The organism is Yoonia sediminilitoris (assembly GCF_003058085.1).
Lineage (GTDB): Bacteria > Pseudomonadota > Alphaproteobacteria > Rhodobacterales > Rhodobacteraceae > Yoonia > Yoonia sediminilitoris.
Genome location: NZ_QBUD01000002.1, coordinates 450,864 through 469,210, shown reverse-complemented (window position 1 = coordinate 469,210; position 18,347 = coordinate 450,864). Strand labels below are relative to the sequence as shown.

The window sequence follows — 18,347 nt, the reverse complement described above, 5'->3', positions numbered from 1 at the left end:
GTTAGAGCTCCGCCTCGGCCAGTCCTGCCTTGTGCAAGAGTATCTCGGCGCTGTCATTCCAGACGTCGGTGCTCACGATTTTGCCGTCGCGGACGACGAATTTATCCATGTAGCGATTGGTTTCAAACGCGGTGCCGTCTTTCCATTCGCCATATAGATAGCCGGTATTGTAAACATGAACGTCGCCCGTTTCGACATCCAACGCAGCATCCGTACGCAGAAATCGCTTTTTGACCCATGCATAGCGCTTGGCATTAAAGGCAGTACTGTCAGCTGGCCCTGCAAATTTGCGCCCACCTGTGAACACCAGCTTGAAATCATCGCTGACGTAGGCTGCGGCACCTTCGGGATCAGGGACCATCGAGCGTTCAAGATATGCTTCGACAATGGCTTTTGCCGCTGCGGCCGGATCGGTTTTGAGGTCCATGCTGCACCTTTCGTGGAACGTATAGTCAAAATAGCAAAGCACCCCGGATCACACCGGGATGCATATTGAGTTGAGCGGTTCAATCAGTTGATGCTAACCGAAAATGTGCGCTCTTCCACGGGGGGCAAGAACGAACGATCAAAGATTTCGCCGGCGTCCGGCAAGGTCTCAAGCCCGTAGCCTTCCGCGATGATGGCGATGGATCGTGTCAGGCGTTCGTCAACCAGATCACCGATGCCGGTGTCAGCTGTTTCAGGGGCATTCATCAGCTTTGTCAGCGCAAATTCAAGGCGCGCGCGTTCCAGCTCGGGGTCAACCAGATTGTCGAATGCCATGATTGCCTCGACGGCGATATCCTGATCCTTGGTGATTTCCATGGTGGCACGGGTGACGGCCCGGACCAGTCCGGCGACGGCTTCGGGGTTTTCCGCCAGCAGTTCGCGCGACACCATCATGCCGTTGGAATAAAGGTCCATGCCGTAGTCTTCGTAGTTGAACCAGTCGAAGTCAGCCGCCGGGTCCTTGCGGTTGGCAATCAGGTTGAACCAGCTGCTGACGGTAAAGGTGTAAGCGCCGTCAATATCGCCACGGATCAGCATCGGCTCTTGCAGGTTCGGGGCAAGGCTTTCGTATTTGATCGTATCCATGTCGATGTCGTTCAGCCGGGCGAAAACCGGGAACAGGCGGGTTGTCGGGGTGCCTTGGGCACCACCCAACGTCTTGCCTTCCAGATCCTTGGGTGATTTCAGGGCAAGCTCTTTTGGGACTGCGATTGCAAAGGGCGGGCGGTTCCACATCTGGAACACCATCATCGGCGCTTCGCCGGGGCGTGCGGCTGCGTTCTGGATGATTGCGTTGATGTCACCAAATCCCGCGTCATACGCACCACTCATGATGCGGGTGATTGTTGCGGCAGAGCCCTCGCCTTGGTCGATGGTGACGTTCAGGCCCTCTTCTTCGAAGTATCCTTCGTTCAGCGCCACCAGAAACGGTGCATCACTGCCTTGGGTTTTCCACCCCAGCGTGAACTTTATGTCGGTCATCTGGGCGAGTGCGGGACTGTAGCCAGCCATCAGCGCAAGGGCTGCACCAAAAAGAATATGCTTCATTATTGTCATCCTTGGGGTTGAAGTGAACAAAGAGATTTTCAGGTGATCGCGATGTCGGTGTCGCGGGTGGCCCATCCGGTGACCCGGCGTTCGAGCATGGAAAAGAAGGTGTAAAGCACGACCCCCAGCACGGCGAGAATGATCAGGCCCGCAAAGACCAGCGACACCTGAAAATTAGATGACGCTGTCATCATGACATTGCCGATTCCACGATTGGACGCGACCGTTTCGGACAGGACCGCGCCCACAAAGGACAAGGTGATGGCCACCTTTAGCGACGCAAAGAAGTAGGGCATCGTGCGCGGCAATCCGACATTCCACAAAATTTCGCGTTTGGACGCACCCAGCGTTTTCAACACGTCTTCAAGGTCGGGTTCGGTGGTGGCAAGCCCGGTGGCGATGTTCACCACGATCGGGAACACGCAGATGACCATGGCTGTCAGGATTGCCGGCGTTGTGCCCGACCCAAACCACAACACAAAGATCGGGACCACAGCGACCTTGGGGATCGAAGAGAAACCAACCAGCAGCGGGTAGGCCACGGCGTAGGCGACCTTTGATGTGCCGACCAGCACACCCAGTGTCACCCCGATGCAGACGCCAAGTGAAAACCCGATCAGCGTCGAATAGAGTGTTTGCAGGATATGCGGCCACAATATTGGAAACTTGACCCAAAGTGTCACCACAATCTCGGACGGGCGCGGCAGCACCAGATCGGAGACGTTCAACAGGATGCAAAGCACCTCCCACGTCAGGAAAAAGCCTGCGATCAGCGAAAACGACATCAATTTAATGCGTGCGGTCTCGGTCATGGCAAAGTCCTAACTACGCACCTGTGCGATCAACTCGCGCAGGCCTTGGGTCATTTCAACGAATTCAGCGCTGTAGATCATGCCGATGTCGCGTGGCTGCGGGATATTGACCGGCTCATCCGAGATGATGCGGCCCGGTCGGGCGCTCATGACGCAAATACGGTTGGCAAGGTAGCCCGCTTCGCGCAGGTCATGCGTGACCAGAAGAACGGTTGGCTTGCGGTCAAGATACAGGTCCTGAAGGGTTTGCCACAGCTCTTCGCGGGTGAACTGGTCAAGCGCGCCAAAAGGTTCATCCAGCAACAGAAGGTCAGGCTCGTGAATCAGGGCGCGGCACAGGTTTGACCGCTGCAACATCCCGCCCGACAGCTGCCAAGGGTAGTGGTTCGCGAAATCCTGCAAACCAACCTGGCTGAGCAGCGCATGAACGCGGTCCCGAAACGCGCCTTTCTTATCCTTGTGGTAGGTCGCTTTGAATGGCGAAACGATCTTGAGCGGCATCATGACGTTCTGTTCGATTGTCAGCCACGGCAACATTGTCGGGTTTTGGAACGCCATACCGATGCGCAACTGCTTGGCCGCTGCGTCTTTGCCACCCACCAGAACCAGACCTGCCGACGGTTTGATCAGGCTGCTGACCAGCCGCAGGATCGTGGATTTGCCGCAGCCTGACGGACCGACCAGCGCAACAAAATCCCCATCATCAAGTTTCAGGGACGTCGGAGACAGTGCCATGACCGCCTTTGCATCGCTGCCAAAAACAACGGATGCCGCATCCAACTCGATTGCGGGGCGGGGGTGGACCGGATTGACTGCTTTTGTCGCAGGGTCGGTCGACAGATCATGCGTTTTTACGTTCATTCCGCGAGTAGGGCGCAAACGGCACTGGGCGGAAATGACTCTAAGTAAATAGATTTAGAATTAGTTCGGGGCGCACAAAAAAATGGCTGATTTGATCAGGTTTGCCTGAAAATACAGCAGTCGGCCGTCGGGCTTTTTAAGTCTCAGAGATACCAAGATAGCTTTGGACAACTGCAACTGCATGGGCCCGCCGGTCTGACTGCCACATCGGATCATGCAAATCCTGCCCCACAACGGCCCCTAACGTCGCCGCATTGTTCAGGTGATGCGCGGACAGGGCAACAATCGTCAGGTAAAGCTGCACGGCATCCGGTTTTGATTGAAACACGCCCGCATCGCAGCCGCGCGCAATCAGGCCATCAATCGCGGCAATAAGCGGCTGTGACATATCCCGGATTGCATGTGAACGTGCGATGTATTTGCCGTTCAACAGGTTCTCGTTCCGGGTCAATTTGCGAAAATTGCCGTTGTTGGCAAAGTAGTCAAAGGTGAATGTCACCAGTTCTTTCATCTTTTCCGCAGGGTCCCCGACGTCAAAGTCAAGCTGCGCTTCCTGCGTGCGGATCTGTTCAAAGACATGTTCAAGGACCGCCACATAGAGCCCCTCTTTGCTGCCAAAATAATGGTAAATCATACGGGAATTGCAGTTTGCATGTTTCGTGATGCGCTCAACGCGGGCCCCGTGGAATCCATGCTCGGCAAACTCACCTACGGCGACCTCTAAAATCGTGGCTTGCGTGCGTATAGCATCGCGGCTTCGGGTGGTCGTGGCGCTTTCGGCGCCAGTTGTTTCAGACATGTTTTGCTCCGCCGGGTTCTGGCCGTCATTGGACCAAATGCGGCAAGATCTTTCAATTCATTCCGCTGTCCGCATCCGGTTTGGCTGTGCTCAATCCAATGTGGGTTTCTGCTTCTGACAGCGTTTAAGCCCGACCCTGCCCAAGGCCATGGGCGCTCAACGGCTGGGCCTCAGCTCCCAAGGATGATGTTGGCAACCGTTGCGGCGTCTTCTTCATGGGCCAGATGGCCAAGGTTTGGCAGTTCCGTCAGGCGTGCATTGGGCAGCGCGTTAGCTGCATCCCGGCTGGTCTGTGGCGGTACTGCGGTATCATTCAGCCCTGTAATCAGATGGACGGGTGCCGCAATTTGGGGCAGCCGCCGCAATAGTCCTTCAAGGTGCCATTGGGCCATCATCGACAGGGTCGCATCGACATGCCCCCGGTCAGTGGCCAGCCTGTAGTATAGATCAAGCCCACGTTCATCCAGCGTTGATCCGGTGCCCTTGATCAGGTTGCGGACGCTGCTGCGCGTGGTCGTGTTGGCAAATACAGCAGCACTGAACGGTGTAACGGCCAGTGCCTTGGCCATCATCGGAAAGAGCCAGCCAGCGACGCCCTTAAAGGTGCCAAGCGCCGCGTTGATGCCGACAATCCCCTGATCGGGCCGCATTCCCATGTCCCACATGCGCAGTGCAATCGCCGCCCCAGCCGAATGGCCGACCACCAGCGCAGGCGCCCAACCCTGATTGCGACAAAGGGCCAGCAAATCCTCGGCCATATGGTCCAGCCCGCATCTTTGCTGGGCGCCCATCTGGGTAAAGCCCTGACCCGGCAGATCAACCGCGATCACATGATGCGTTTTGACCAGAATCGGAAAGAGATTGCGAAAACTCTGGGTGGCGCCGCCTGCCCCGTGAATCAAAAGGATCGTCGCACCTGTTCCTGCTTCCTGCACGTGCCAACGGTGCGGCTTGTGCAACACACGGCGCGAATATTCGGCCATCGGCCAATCTGTCAAATCCTCTGGCCAGCGCATTGAACTAGTCGCCAAGGGCCGTTGCCACCGAGGCGGACAAGCGTTGCGCATCCGCGCGTGGCATCGGCAGGTAGACCGCATCAAGCGTCTGGGCAAGGTTGCGCAATGCGGGTTCGGGCCGGTTCCCGGTGTCGATCACCAGTGCATCAGTGCCATTTGCCCGCACGACCTGTGCAATTTGTTGTGCATCAATGGCCGCCTGTTTTCGGTTGCCCGTGCCATCCAATGCCACATTTGCCCGCCCGTCTGTCAGGATTGCAATCGTCGGTGTCAGCCCGCGCCGCCTGGCTTGTGTGGCTTCCTCAAATGCCATCAACAGGCCAGAAGCAAGCGGGGTGCCGCCACCGCCCGGCAGCGCCGCAAGTCGGCGTTTGGTTTGCACCAGTGACCGGGTCGGCGGCAACAGTAATTCCGCCCCGGTTCCCCGAAACGCGACAAGCGCCACATGATCCCTGCGGGCGTAGGCTTGCGCCAGCAACAATTCTACCGCGCCTTTCGCCTCGGCCAATCGGGTCAGAGCAGAGGAGCCCGACGCATCCACCGCAAAGATCAGCAATCGATCAGAGCGTTCCTCGAACCGTTTGATCTTGATATCTGCGGTGCGGATGTGCAGGCCGTCACGCCCGGTCGCATTGCGCCGGATCGTTTGCCATGGGGCCGCTGCACGCAGTGTGCTGATCAGGTCGATCCGCGCGCCGTCAGTAATTTTGCCAGCGCGTGATGGCAATGGCCGACCGCGCCGGTTGCCTTTGTGCGCCGCCCCGCTGCCGCTGCCACGTCCTTGTTTGGCTTTTTGTGCTGTCAGTTGATCAAGCAGATTGTCGGGCAGCAATGCCCGTACCGCGTCCAGCAACAATTCGTCCGGCAGATCGAACGTCTCGTTCTCACTTTCAGACTCTGGCTGGTCTGGCGATTGCTCGGGTTCTTCCTGTTCAGGCGTGGACTCTGGCATCTGCGTCGCCCGATGCGCCAAAGTCAGGGCGCATGCGACCTCCAGATCTTCTGCCGTAACACGTGTGCGATGGAATAGTGCCGCATGTGCGCGGGCGGCCCGCAGCGTGAACAGGGGCGCGCGCAGGCTGTCGATACCAAGCTGTGCGGCAATACCGGTGATCTGGTCAATCAGGTCTGGGTCGTGCGTGACGTCCTGCAAGGCACCTGTTTTCCCGCGCTGGGCGGTGTCGGTATCGCGGATGCTGACATCAGACAGGTCCACATGAAACGCCAGCCGTTCGGCCAGCTTGGGGTTCAGGGCTTCGTCAGGTTCGGCGCCTTCATCAAGGGCGATCAGGCAATGTGCCTGCCCCTGATCTAAAGCAAGAGCCAGTCGGGCGGCAAGTTGCGTGGTGCAACGTTCGGCCATCGTCAGGATCAGGGTCGCAGGTGCGTCCAGCAAGCCTGCCCTTTGTACCAGTTGCCCGCTGGACAAGGTGGCAGACAGGTCGAGACCGCCAAACAGGGCTTCGTCTGAAATGGCGGGATGAATTCGCCGGGCGGCCGGGTCAGTACGGGCCATCAGGCGGTCGCGGATAGCGCCCGCGCGTGCCCTAACCGCAAGACCGCCTAGTCCGGGGTCAATGGCCAGCAGCTCCAGCGCCAGCGTCGCGCGGTGCCACGCATCGCTATCCAAGGACTTCTTCCACCGTGCGCACGACCCGCGTGCCGCTGCCTGCCTCGTCCAATGGGTCGCGGCGCAGGCGGTGGCGCAGGGCCATCGGTGCGATGTCGCGCAAATGGCTGCGGGTCAGGGCCGTGTCGCCGCGCCACGCGGCATAGGCGCGGGCGGCTTTCAACAAGGTGAGTTCACCGCGCAGCCCGTCAGAGCCCAGCGCAAGGCAAAGTTCGGCCACGTCCAGCAATGTCTTGTCAGGAGTTTTCAGTTTGGACAGTGTCTTGCGCGCCTTCAATATCCGGTCGCGGGTGGATGCATCTTCGGCCTGCCAGCGCAGCATGAATGCCGCATTGTCATTCTCGAACGCATCGCGCCGCTTGATGACCTCAACGCGGGTTTTCACATCCTTTGGCGATGCCACCTCGACAGACAGGCCAAAGCGATCCAGCAGTTGCGGGCGTAATTCGCCCTCTTCGGGGTTGCCGGATCCGACCAGCACAAAGCGGGCGGGATGCCGGATTGACAGCCCCTCGCGTTCCACCACGTTTTCACCCGATTGAGCCACATCAAGCAGCAGATCGACGATGTGATCTTCCAGCAGGTTGACCTCATCAATATAGAGGTATCCCCGGTTTGCCCTGGCCAGCAGGCCGGGCTGAAACGCCTTTTCGCCCTTGGTCAGCGCCTTTTCGATATCCAGTGCGCCTGTCACCCGGTCCTCTGTCGCGCCAAGGGGCAGATCGACCACGGGTGTCGGCGTATCGCGGGCGCGCTTTGTTTTCAGCGCGGCCCAGTCGGGGACATCCCTGGCCTTGGCGCTGTTGACCGGGCAGCCTTTGATTGCCTTGATCGGTGGCAAGAGTGCGGCCAAAGCCCGCACGGCGGTCGATTTGCCTGTGCCTCGATCCCCGAAAACCAGAACGCCGCCGATGCTGGCGTCAATGGCTGTCAGGATCATCGCCTGTTTCATTTCGTCCTGTCCGACGATGGCGGAAAAGGGGAAGGGGCTCATGCGGCCTCCTGTAATTTGGCAAGGGGTGAGGTGCCGTTCCACGTGCCGCGGTCGGAATGCACCGCGAAACGGGCATAGAGTTCTTCGCGAAACCAGCCTTCGTCGCGGACGGCGCGGATCGCGTCGGCATGCGGGCCAGTGCGCGCAAATTGGGCCATTGCCTGTTCTGACGGCCAGATCGAGAATGTGACCTGATGCAGCATCGGCACTTCGCCAATGCCAATCTTGAAGGCAACATTGGGGTCTTGGCCGATCATCTTGGAAATATTCGGCACCCGACCCCAGAACCGGGTCAGAATACCGGGTTTGATGGTTGCGCGCGTCAGTGCGGCAAGCGGGCCGCTGGCTGCGGTCTGTGCTGGCTCAAACGGTGACTGGCCGGACCATGCACCACGCGATGTTTGCGGTTGCAGGAAAACAGTCCAGTTTTCGGTTGCACGGTTTATATATCGCGCAAAGATTCCTGTCTGTGTCTGGCGCTGGGCCGTAGGAGCATCCGGCCATGTGGCAAGGATTGCATAAACAGCCGTGTTGGGCACCGGAGTAAACCCTTCGCCGGTACCAGACCCGCAAAGCTTCCAGAACCCGATATGTTTTGTGCGCGCCAGCGGCAACCGTGCCCCACCCATCATCACAAACGCCCAGATACGGGCCAATGGCCCGGCGAAGCGAAAGAATGAAAGCGTGACGATCTGAGTCACTTTGTTCCCCGGCATAACTGTCAACTTATCCTTACACACGGAATGGCGTTTGGGAAGTAGATCAAGTGCCTATTGTGATAATCAGTCGCACCATTTCGAAAATAATTGTCAACCTGAGTTTACACAACTAGTGTTAAGGCATGATTGAACAGGATCAAAACGCAGCCATCGTGATTGGCGCGGGCCTTGGCGGCCTTTCTGCCGCGATGCGCCTTGGCGCCAAGGGCTATGCCGTCACCGTGCTAGATCGCTTGGAACAGCCCGGTGGGCGCGGGTCGTCGATCACACAGGACGGGCACCGATTCGATCTGGGGCCGACAATCATCACGGTTCCGCAGGTGTATGAACAACTTTGGGCGGCTTGCGGGCGCGACTTTCACAAGGATGTGGACCTGCGCCCGATGGACCCGTTCTACGAAGTTCGCTGGCAGGACGGGTCAACCTTTACCGCCCGTCAGGACACTGATGCCATGCTGGCAGAGGTCGCGCGGCTGAGCCCGCGTGACGTGAAGGGTTACAAGAAATTCCTGCGCGACAGCGAGCGTTGCTACAAGGTCGGGTTCGAAGGAATGGTCGCCAAGCCGATGCACAAGCTGTGGGAGACGATCAAGGTCTTGCCCACCTTTGCACTGCTGCGCGCGGATCGGTCCATTCTGGGGTTGGCCAAGGCGCGGGTGAAGGATGCCAGACTGCGCATGGCCCTGTCATTTCACCCGCTCTTTATCGGTGGCGATCCGATGCATGTCACATCCATGTATGCGCTGGTGGCCTATCTGGAAAAGGAATTTGGCGTGCATTACGCCATGGGTGGCGTGCAGGCGATTGCCGATGCGATGGTCAAGGTGATCCGGTCGCAAGGCGGGCAAGTGCGTCTGGGCGTCGATGTGGACGAGATTCTGGTCGACAGGAACGCCGCCAAAGGCGTCCGTCTGGCAAATGATGAGGTGCTGAATGCACCGTTGGTCGTCAGCAATGCCGATGCGGGCCATACCTATCGCCACCTTCTACGGAACAAATCGCGCAAACGTTGGACCGACAGGAAGCTGACATCACGCCGTTGGTCGATGGGTTTGTTCGTCTGGTATTTTGGCACCAAAGGCACCGCGCTGAAGTGGCCTGATGTCGGGCATCACACCATCACCAACGCGCCCCGCTACGAAGGGTTGCTGCATGACATTTTCATCAAGGGCAAGCTGGCTGATGACATGAGCCTTTATATCCATCGCCCGTCCAGGACCGACCCCAGCGTGGCCCCTGCTGGTGATGATACTTTCTATGTGTTGTCACCCGTGCCGCATCTGGGATTTGACGATCCGGTTGATTGGGGCAGGCAAGCCGCTGCATACAAGGCCAAGGTGCAGGCCGAAGTTGAAAAATACCTGCCCGGTTTTGCCGACCATATCAGCACCGAGATGATCCTGACCCCGGAGGATTTCCGCGACCGCTACCTGTCGCCCAACGGGTCTGGCTTTTCGATTGAACCGCGTATCCTGCAATCCGCATGGTTTCGACCCCATAACATCAGTGAAGAGGCTGACGGCCTATATCTGGTGGGCGCGGGGACCCATCCGGGCGCGGGCGTGCCGGGTGTGATTTCCAGTGCAGAGGTGCTGGGCAAACTCGTGCCCGACGCCCCTGTGCGCCCCGAAATGAAGGTTGCTGCCGAATGATCAGACCCGATGATCTTGAACATTGCCGAGAAGCGATCCGCCATGGGTCCCTGTCGTTTCACGCGGCATCGAAACTACTGCCGGGCAAGGTGCGCGACCCCGCACTGGCGCTTTATGCCTTTTGCCGCTTGGCCGATGACGAAGTAGATGAAGGCGATTACCAGACGGGCGCGGTGTTGCGCCTGCAAGACAGGCTTGATCTGGCCTATGCGGGCAAACCGCGCAACGCGCCGGAAGACCGGGCCTTTGCCGCGATCATTGAAGAATTTGACATGCCCCGCGCCCTGCCAGAGGCTTTGTTGGAGGGGCTTGCATGGGATGCCGCCGAATATCGCTATGACACGCTGAGCGGTGTACGCGATTATTCCGCCCGCGTTGCGGCCGCCGTGGGTGCCATGATGTGCGTGTTGATGCGCGTACGCGATCCCGATGCGCTTGCCCGCGCCTGTGATCTTGGCGTTGCGATGCAACTGACCAACATCGCGCGCGACGTGGGCGAGGACGCGCGGATGGGGCGGATCTATCTGCCGCTTGACTGGCTGGCAGACGCGGGTATGGACCCTGCAAATTTTGTGCGTGAACCACTGCCAACGAATGAGGTGCGCCGGATGGTCCGGCGCCTGCTGGCGGAAGCGCAAAGGCTTTATCTCAGGTCAGAAGCGGGGATCAACGTGCTGCCGCTACAGGCCCGCACGGGCATCTGGGCGGCGCGGCTGATCTATGCGGGCATCGGTACGCAAATCCGGCGCAACGGGCATGACAGTATTTCGATGCGCGCCCACACTTCGACAGCGCAAAAGCTGGGGTGGGTTGCCCAATCGGGCGCACGGGCGGTGGGGTCGGTGATCATGCCCAAATCGCCCATTGTCTATGCCAAACCTCTGGATGAAGTTGCGTTTCTGGTTGATGCAGCCGGTCGCAAGACAGCAGCGCGGGGGCGGTCGTTGGCGGTGCTTGAAGTGCTGGCTGACCTCAAGGCCCGTGACGCAGGCCTTGGCAGCGACCGTCCACTGGCCTAGTTACAAACGGGTCACCTTGAAAGGGCCCCACGATGGATATCATGCTTTTCCTTCTTTTTCTCGCCGCAACCTTTGCGGCAGGGGCAACTGGCGCGCTGTTTCCGACTGGCGAATGGTACAAGGGCTTGAACAAACCGTCCTGGGTGCCGCCCAACTGGTTGTTTCCGGTGGCGTGGACGTCGATTTACCTGCTGATCGCATTTGCAGGGGCGCGGGTCGCCGGTTTGGAAGGCAGCGCCTATGCAATGGCGTTCTGGGCCATTCAGATTGCGTTGAATGCGCTTTGGACCCCTGTGTTCTTCGGGTTGCGTCACCTGCGCGCGTCGATCCCTGTGATGATATGCCTGTGGTGCGCGGTGCTTGGCGCAACAATCACCCATTGGCAGTTAGACACATGGGCCGGTCTGGCCTTTGTTCCCTATCTGGCGTGGGTCACAGTGGCGGCCGCATTGAACCTGTCGATGCTAAAGCTGAACCCCGATGAAAAACCGCTGGATCTGGCGAATATGTAAGCGCCCAACAGCTGGTTTAAGCCTAAAGCGCCGAACGTTTTCTTTCTGTGGAATGCTTGAGGGCAGTTATTTCGTTAGACGGTCATCAGAAAAGGAATCCGGGTCTAGGGCAGCCACGATCACGTAGTCGCTGTCTCGCACCCCGAGCGACGTGCATAGGCGGGCAGAGGCGGTGTTGCTGGGATTGATACCGGTCCGAAAACGCCGCGCACCGAGTCGGCTGGCGGCCTCCAGGATAGCGAGCGCCCCCAGCGCTCGGGCAACACCCTGACCCTGACGGTCCGGCACCGTTGCGAGTTGTCCCCATTGCACCATATCCGCCATCGGATGATCGGGATGTCGGCTTTTTACGGCGCCAGCCGTAGCGACGGGGCGGCCGTTGCTGTCCATCGCAACCATACCGAAGCCGGGCCGGCTGATTCCTCGCATTACCGGCCCGATTGGGGGCAAGACCCCGTGGGGCATGGATACTTCAGCGAATGCCTGCACCAGTTCACCCGAGGATTGCGAGTCGATGATACTGACTGACAGATCCTCGGGAAGCGGTCTGGTTGCCAGCGCCGTTCGCGCCATGTCGATCGCATTGAGGTCGCCTATGAAGTGCCCGACCACATCCGTCCGGAGGCCACGATCCTCCAACTCTCTCCGGAAATCTTCGGAGATATCTTTCGGAACCATCTCGCATCCGCTTGCACCAATCAATCGCACAAGGGACTCGACAAGATCGGCAGTTTGGGGGCCGTAGTCGATGACCTGAACTCCTCGGCCATGTGAACAATATCGCGGATCGTTGGAAAGCAACCGGGCCAGGTGCTCCCCTTTTATCTGCATCCGTTTTTGATCCGGCGATCCGAATACTTCGTTCATATTGAGCCTGTCCCGATTGTGATTTGTTGAGAAGTCTAGCACTGGAATGCGCGTGGTCATAGGCAGCTTCGTCCGCATCACAGTCACCCAAGCAAGAATTGCAGTTTGTGCCTTCCCCCTTGAACCTGCCAAAAATCAGTGAAACCATTGGGGATGGAAAATCTCATTAAATCATGGGCCGAGTCGGCCCCCCGTCTGGTTGCCGTTGCGGCAGGTCGCGAACATGCTGATCTGGTCATTCGTGGCGGCAGGCTGGTGAATGTGCAGTCGCGCGAAGTGCTTGAGTGGGATGTGGCTATCGCTGACGGGCGTTTCGCTTTCATCGGGCCGGATGCGTCGCATTGCATTGGCCCTGATACGCAGGTGATTGATACGGATGGCCGCTATCTGATCCCTGGCCTGTGCGACGGTCATATGCATATTGAATCCGGCATGCTGACACCGGCTGAATTTGCCGCTGCGGTCATTCCGCATGGCACGACGACCATGTTCACCGATCCGCATGAAATTGCCAATGTGCTCGGCCTGCGCGGGGTGCGCATGATGCACGACGAGGCACTGATGCAGCCCATCAACATCTATACGCAAATGCCCTCCTGCGCGCCCTCTGCCCCCGGACTGGAAACGACTGGGTTCGAGATTTCCGCCGAAGATGTGGCCGAAGCGATGGCATGGCCCGGGATTATTGGCCTCGGCGAGATGATGAACTTTCCCGGTGTCATCAATGGCGACCCCCAGATGCTGGCTGAAATGGCGGCGACGATGAACGCGGGCAAGACGGTCGGCGGGCATTATGCATCCCCCGACAAGGGGCTGCCGTTCAGCGCCTATGTTGCGGGTGGTGCTGCGGACGATCACGAAGGCACGGCTGAGGCGGATGCGCTTGCCCGCGTGCGCAACGGGATGAAGTCGATGATGCGGCTCGGGTCTGCGTGGTATGATGTGGAAAGCCAGATTACCGCCGTGACGAAAAAGGGGCTTGATCCGCGCAACTTTATCCTTTGCACCGATGATTGCCATTCCGGCACGCTGGTCAACGACGGCCATATGAACCGTGTTGTGCGTCATGCGATTGACTGCGGCTGTGAACCATTGATTGCTTTGCAAATGGCCACGATCAACACCGCCACGCATTTCGGGCTGGAGCGCGAATTGGGGTCAATCGCGCCGGGGCGGCGGGCTGATGTAATCCTGACGTCGGACCTGCGGACCTTGCCGATTGAGCAAGTGATTGCGCGCGGACAGACTGTCGCCGAGAATGGCAAGATAACTGTGGATTGCCCGCATTACGACTGGCCTGCCGATGCGCGCCAGACCGTGCGCATGGGCAAAACCCTCGCCGAAGCCGATTTTGGGATCACCGCCCCTGAGGGCGCAAATTCAGTCACAGCCAAGGTGATTGGCGTGGTTGAAAATCAGGCCCCGACGCAAGCGTTGCTGGCTGAATTGCCTGTTGTTGACGGATTGGTCGAGGGGCAGGACGACACCTATCAGATCGCGCTAGTCGAACGACACAGGGCGACGGGGCATGTGACGAACGGTTTTGTATCCGGCTTTGGCTACACGGGGCAGATGGCGATTGCATCGACTGTTGCGCACGACAGCCATCATATGATCGTCGTAGGCACCGACCGGGCATTGATGGCCAAGGCAGCGAACAGATTGGGCGAGGTCGGCGGTGGCGTCACCGTCTGGAAAGACGGGGCCGAACTGGCGCTGGTGGAATTGCCCATCGCCGGACTGATGTCGGACAGACCTGCGGCCGAGGTTGCGGCAAAAGCTGACCAGATGGTTGCGGCGATGGCGGCTTGCGGCTGCACGCTCAACAACGCCTACATGCAGCATTCGCTGCTTGCGCTGGTTGTCATACCAGCGTTGCGCATCTCTGATCTTGGCTTGGTCGATGTGACGAAATTTGAAATTACCGACCTGTTTGGAGAAGAATAATGAACATGGCGCAGACAGTTGAAATCCGTACACCTGACATTCCCCGCCCCGAGGCCTTTGACGACCCGGCGAAAGCCGTCGCGCGTCTGAGAGAAATTTACGACGCAGGGGTCCGGTTTCTGTCGTCCAATTTCACCGATGCTTTGGCCAACGGCCAGCCGGAAACACGGGTACGCGCTTTCTATCCTGAAATCCGGCTGACCACGACGACCTATGCCAAGACTGACACGCGCCTGTCGTTTGGCCATGTGGCAGAGCCGGGGGTCTATGCCACGACCGTCACCCGCCCTGATCTGTTTGCATCTTACCTTGAACAGCAGATTGGCCTGCTGATCAAAAGCCATGGCGTGCCCGTGGTCATCGGGGCGTCGGGTACGGCAATTCCAGTGCATTTTGCGGCTTCCAACGATCCGGACCTGACGATCCCGCATGACGGGGCCATGGATTTCAACCTGCGCGACAATTTTGACGTGCCCGACCTGAGCACGACACATGATGACATTGTGAACGGCACCGGCTTTACCTTCCCCGATGGTGCCCGACCACTGGCACCTTTTACGGCCCAACGGGTCGATTATTCACTGGCGCGCTTGCAGCACTATACCGCGACTGCAGCCGAGCATTTCCAGAACCATGTGCTGTTCACCAACTACCAGTTCTATGTGGAAGAGTTCGAAGCCTACGCGCGCAAGATGCTGGCTGATCCTGACAGCGGCTACACCAGCTTTGTCAGTACCGGCAATGTCGAGATTACCGATGCGGACACAGTCATTGAAGCGCCTGCCAAACTGCCGCAGATGCCGACCTATCACCTCAAGCGCGCAGGCGGCGGCGGAGTCACGCTGGTCAATATCGGTGTCGGTCCGTCCAATGCGAAAACAGCAACCGATCATATCGCCGTGCTGCGCCCCCATGCATGGCTGATGGTGGGGCACTGTGCCGGCCTGCGCAATTCGCAACGGCTGGGTGATTTCGTGCTGGCGCACGCTTACCTGCGCGAAGATCACGTGCTGGATGATGACTTGCCCGTCTGGATACCGATCCCGGCGCTTGCTGAAATCCAGATCGCGCTGGAGAATGCGCTGGCCGATGTGACCAAGCTGGAAGGCTACGAGCTGAAGCGGATCATGCGCACAGGCACCGTGGCCACAATCGATAACCGCAACTGGGAACTGCGCGAACATGAAGGGCCGGTGCAACGGCTGTCGCAATCTCGGGCCATCGCCTTGGATATGGAAAGTGCTACGATCGCAGCCAACGGTTATCGGTTCCGCGTGCCCTATGGGACCCTACTTTGCGTCAGCGACAAGCCCCTGCACGGGGAGCTGAAATTGCCCGGAATGGCAACTGAATTCTATAAAACACAGGTGGCGGCGCACCTGATGATCGGTATAAGAGCGATGGAAGGATTGCGTGATATGCCGCTTGAACGCATCCACAGCCGTAAATTGCGTAGCTTTGAAGAGACAGCTTTCCTGTAAAACGGCAAAAAACACCCAAAACAGCGTTATTTTCACTTGAAATGACATACTAATCGTTGTGGTGTGCCACAACATCCCGTTATATGTGCGGGCAATAGGCCCAACTGCTGGGCGAACGAGGGAGACCAGTAAAATGGCGACAAAACCAATGACAAAGGCGCAGCTGGTAGCTGCACTTGCCGACGAAACAGGCATGGACAAGAAAGCAGCAGGTTCTGCACTGGATGCTGTAACAGCTATCATCACCCGTGAGGTCTCCGGCGGCGGTGCCGTTACGCTGCCCGGTATCGGCAAGATCTACTGCCGCGAACGCCCAGAGCGCATGGTGCGCAACCCTGCCACCAACGAGCAGATCAAGAAAGAAGCTGACAAGGCCGTCAAAATGACAATCGCCAAGGCTTTGAAAGACAGCGTGAACAGCTAAGTCTGTCGGGTCTTGCGCCCCAGTAAAGTTTCAGAAAGGGTCGCCATTGTGCGGCCCTTTTTATTTGCGAGGTGACATGGATATCAAAGCAATCGCCATGGGCCTTGCCTTTGCGTTGATGTGGTCGTCAGCCTTTACGTCGGCGCGGGTTATCGTGGAATTTGCACCGCCGCTGACCGCCCTTGCTTTCCGGTTTCTGATTTCCGGCCTCATCGGTGTGGGCATCGCCGCAGCGATTGGGCAATCGGCGCGCTTGTCACGGCGGCAATGGACAGGTGTCGCGATCTTCGGCATTTGCCAGAACGCGCTTTATCTGGGTTTGAATTTCGTTGCGATGCAGACGCTGCCCGCGTCACTGGCCGCAATCATCGCGTCGACCATGCCGTTGCTGGTGGCGCTTGCAGGCTGGATGTTGCTTGGCAACCGGGTCAAGCCACTGGGCTTTGCAGGGCTTGTGGCGGGCCTGATTGGGGTGATCCTGATTATGGGCGCACGCATACAGGGCGGGGTTGATCTGTTCGGGCTGGTGCTGTGTGTCATTGGCGTACTGTCGCTGACCGTGGCGACAATGGCCGTGTCAGGGGCTGCATCAGGTGGCAATTTGTTGATGATCGTAGGCTTGCAGATGCTGGTGGGCAGTGCGGTGCTGTCGGTCCCTGCCCTTGCACTGGAAGAATTCAGCGTCACGTGGAACTGGCAGTTGATCGTGGCCTTTACCTACACCACCCTTGTTCCGGGGCTTGCGGCCACATGGGTCTGGTTCATGCTGGTTAACCAGATCGGGGCCGTGCGGGCCTCGACCTTTCACTTCCTTAACCCGTTTTTCGGGGTTGTCATCGCGGCTGTCTTGCTTAGCGAACGCATCACAGCCCTTGATGTGCTGGGCGTGGCCATCATCGCGGGCGGGATTCTGGCGGTGCAGTTGTCAAAGCAACCCGCCCCTATAGCATCGCCCACGTGATCAGCAGCATCGCCCACAACAGGACCGGCCAAAAACTGACCTTTGCGATGAAATTATCCTCGTAATGCAGGAAAGCCAACGCTCTGCGGCGGTGCAGTGAAAAGAGATAGCCATTAAGCGCTGTCAGCAGGATCATCCCATACATGACCAGATAGAAATATTCGATATAGACAAGCCCGGAGCCTGCAAACTGCGCCCGCACCTGAATATGGCTTAACATGACCACAAAGAAGAGCGCAGAACACGTGCCGATCAGCCCTGATGTGCTGAACCCAAAGCGGCTGGATTGCTCTTTATCGTCAGAAATTGTCATGATGCCTGCAAAAAGCAGAAGCGCCACAACAAACAGCGGCACCAGATTTATGACGAATGCGTTGATGAATTTCCGCTCTGCGCCAAGGTTGAAGTAAAGCTCGTGATAAAGGTCATCGTCTGCGGTGGGAGGATAGCCAAAACTGGTGTCATAGGCGACATCGCGGTAGCTGAAAAAGCTTTGGTCAATATTCCATTCACCCTGCACGAGATCGGCATCCAGCCCGAATTTCCGGGCGGTTGGGTCGTCGTAGCTGCCGAAGTCAGGGACCAGTCGAATGTTAGCGTCATTTTCGAAATCCGCGGGCCAGATCCGCAGCCAGATTGTTAGGAAGTCGAGAGGATAGCGGTAGTAGTTGAACGACTGCCGCACCGTCACGTCGAAGTACCAGCCGATCAGTTCATGTTGCGCGCCCTCATGCGCGACCATTTCGGTATATTCCTGTTTCATCACGGTATCGCCGGATGCGATTTGTTCAGGAAAGATGATGCCTTTTTCATAGGGATAGCCGACAGGGTATTTCTGCCAGATATAGCCCGTCAGGTTCACGTTGCTGCTGCTTGAGAACACAAGAGATTGGATAAAAACCCCTGTTGGCACCTCGACCCGTGCCGCGTTTTCGCTGCCTAGCCCGTCCAGATATTCCGTAACTTCGGCCTGTGTGCTGACCACTTTGGTATTGGCAGCCAGTACGCGCGCCTGTTCAAACCAATGGGCACCCATTTGCCAAACAGCGGCAAAGGACAGGATGAACGCGGCCAGAACGAGGCTGTTTTTCTTGATGCCAAGCATGGGCATGTCTCC

At 58.2% G+C, this 18,347-nt stretch carries 18 protein-coding genes; 7 read left to right on the top strand and 11 right to left on the bottom strand.

Going from position 1 to position 18,347, the window contains the following annotated elements; translation table 11 throughout:
• Position 1: 1 nt before the first annotated feature.
• The 9 genes from C8N45_RS07165 to crtA form a co-directional block, all read right to left on the bottom strand.
• Entirely contained in the window at positions 2-427 is a 426-nt protein-coding gene (locus tag C8N45_RS07165) for a nuclear transport factor 2-like protein (protein ID WP_108385530.1), read from the bottom strand.
• Between the two features lie 83 nt (positions 428-510).
• Complete coding sequence (locus tag C8N45_RS07160) at positions 511-1,536, bottom strand: ABC transporter substrate-binding protein (protein ID WP_108385529.1); 1,026 nt, start codon at positions 1,534-1,536, stop codon at positions 511-513.
• Between the two features lie 38 nt (positions 1,537-1,574).
• Positions 1,575-2,348, bottom strand: coding sequence for an ABC transporter permease (locus C8N45_RS07155; RefSeq protein ID WP_108385528.1), 774 nt, complete (start codon positions 2,346-2,348; stop codon positions 1,575-1,577).
• Between the two features lie 9 nt (positions 2,349-2,357).
• The gene (locus C8N45_RS07150; RefSeq protein WP_108385527.1) at positions 2,358-3,209 is read right to left on the bottom strand and encodes an ABC transporter ATP-binding protein; all 852 of its coding nucleotides are present in this window, start codon (positions 3,207-3,209) and stop codon (positions 2,358-2,360) included.
• 136 nt (positions 3,210-3,345) lie between these two features.
• The gene (locus tag C8N45_RS07145; protein ID WP_108385526.1) at positions 3,346-4,008 is read right to left on the bottom strand and encodes a TetR/AcrR family transcriptional regulator; all 663 of its coding nucleotides are present in this window, start codon (positions 4,006-4,008) and stop codon (positions 3,346-3,348) included.
• Between the two features lie 170 nt (positions 4,009-4,178).
• Complete coding sequence (gene bchO / locus C8N45_RS07140) at positions 4,179-5,024, bottom strand: alpha/beta fold hydrolase BchO (protein ID WP_108385525.1); 846 nt, start codon at positions 5,022-5,024, stop codon at positions 4,179-4,181.
• A gap of 4 nt (positions 5,025-5,028) precedes the next feature.
• Positions 5,029-6,654, bottom strand: a complete 1,626-nt coding sequence (locus C8N45_RS07135) for a magnesium chelatase subunit D (RefSeq protein ID WP_108385524.1) — start codon at positions 6,652-6,654, stop codon at positions 5,029-5,031.
• Positions 6,647-7,648, bottom strand: coding sequence for a magnesium chelatase ATPase subunit I (gene bchI, locus C8N45_RS07130; RefSeq protein WP_108385523.1), 1,002 nt, complete (start codon positions 7,646-7,648; stop codon positions 6,647-6,649). The genes C8N45_RS07135 and bchI overlap by 8 nt, the downstream gene beginning before the upstream one ends.
• The gene (gene crtA, locus C8N45_RS07125) at positions 7,645-8,349 is read right to left on the bottom strand and encodes a spheroidene monooxygenase (RefSeq protein WP_108385764.1); all 705 of its coding nucleotides are present in this window, start codon (positions 8,347-8,349) and stop codon (positions 7,645-7,647) included. Before crtA ends, bchI begins: the two co-directional genes overlap by 4 nt.
• A gap of 140 nt (positions 8,350-8,489) precedes the next feature.
• Here crtA and C8N45_RS07120 point away from each other — a divergent pair, with 140 nt between their 5' ends.
• The 3 genes from C8N45_RS07120 to tspO are packed head-to-tail and all read left to right on the top strand — an operon-like array spanning position 8,490 to position 11,550.
• Positions 8,490-10,019, top strand: a complete 1,530-nt coding sequence (locus C8N45_RS07120; protein WP_108385522.1) for a phytoene desaturase — start codon at positions 8,490-8,492, stop codon at positions 10,017-10,019.
• A complete protein-coding gene (crtB, locus tag C8N45_RS07115) occupies positions 10,016-11,038 on the top strand; it encodes a 15-cis-phytoene synthase (protein WP_108385521.1) in 1,023 nt (340 codons plus the stop codon). Before C8N45_RS07120 ends, crtB begins: the two co-directional genes overlap by 4 nt.
• Before the next feature lie 32 nt (positions 11,039-11,070).
• Positions 11,071-11,550 carry a tryptophan-rich sensory protein TspO gene (tspO, locus tag C8N45_RS07110; RefSeq protein WP_108385520.1) on the top strand — a complete coding sequence of 160 codons (480 nt, stop codon included), beginning with the start codon at positions 11,071-11,073 and terminating at the stop codon, positions 11,548-11,550.
• 66 nt (positions 11,551-11,616) lie between these two features.
• Here the strand turns inward: tspO and C8N45_RS07105 are convergent, their stop codons facing one another.
• A complete protein-coding gene (locus tag C8N45_RS07105) occupies positions 11,617-12,477 on the bottom strand; it encodes a GNAT family N-acetyltransferase (protein WP_168769422.1) in 861 nt (286 codons plus the stop codon).
• Positions 12,478-12,570: 93 nt separating this feature from the next.
• On the opposite strand from C8N45_RS07105, the gene ade reads away from it, so the two are divergent.
• From ade to C8N45_RS07085, 4 genes are all read left to right on the top strand, one after another.
• On the top strand, positions 12,571-14,364 hold the full coding sequence (gene ade, locus C8N45_RS07100) for an adenine deaminase (RefSeq protein WP_108385518.1): 1,794 nt from the start codon (positions 12,571-12,573) through the stop codon (positions 14,362-14,364).
• Positions 14,364-15,845: an AMP nucleosidase gene (locus C8N45_RS07095; RefSeq protein ID WP_108385517.1), complete on the top strand. Its 1,482-nt coding sequence runs from the start codon at positions 14,364-14,366 to the stop codon at positions 15,843-15,845. Before ade ends, C8N45_RS07095 begins: the two co-directional genes overlap by 1 nt.
• Before the next feature lie 133 nt (positions 15,846-15,978).
• Positions 15,979-16,269, top strand: a complete 291-nt coding sequence (locus tag C8N45_RS07090) for an HU family DNA-binding protein (RefSeq protein WP_108385516.1) — start codon at positions 15,979-15,981, stop codon at positions 16,267-16,269.
• A 76-nt stretch (positions 16,270-16,345) separates the two neighbouring features.
• Complete coding sequence (locus tag C8N45_RS07085; RefSeq protein ID WP_108385515.1) at positions 16,346-17,230, top strand: DMT family transporter; 885 nt, start codon at positions 16,346-16,348, stop codon at positions 17,228-17,230.
• On the opposite strand, the gene C8N45_RS07080 is transcribed toward C8N45_RS07085, so the two are convergent.
• Positions 17,211-18,335, bottom strand: a complete 1,125-nt coding sequence (locus tag C8N45_RS07080; RefSeq protein ID WP_108385514.1) for a hypothetical protein — start codon at positions 18,333-18,335, stop codon at positions 17,211-17,213. The genes C8N45_RS07085 and C8N45_RS07080 overlap by 20 nt on opposite strands.
• Positions 18,336-18,347 lie beyond the last annotated feature (12 nt).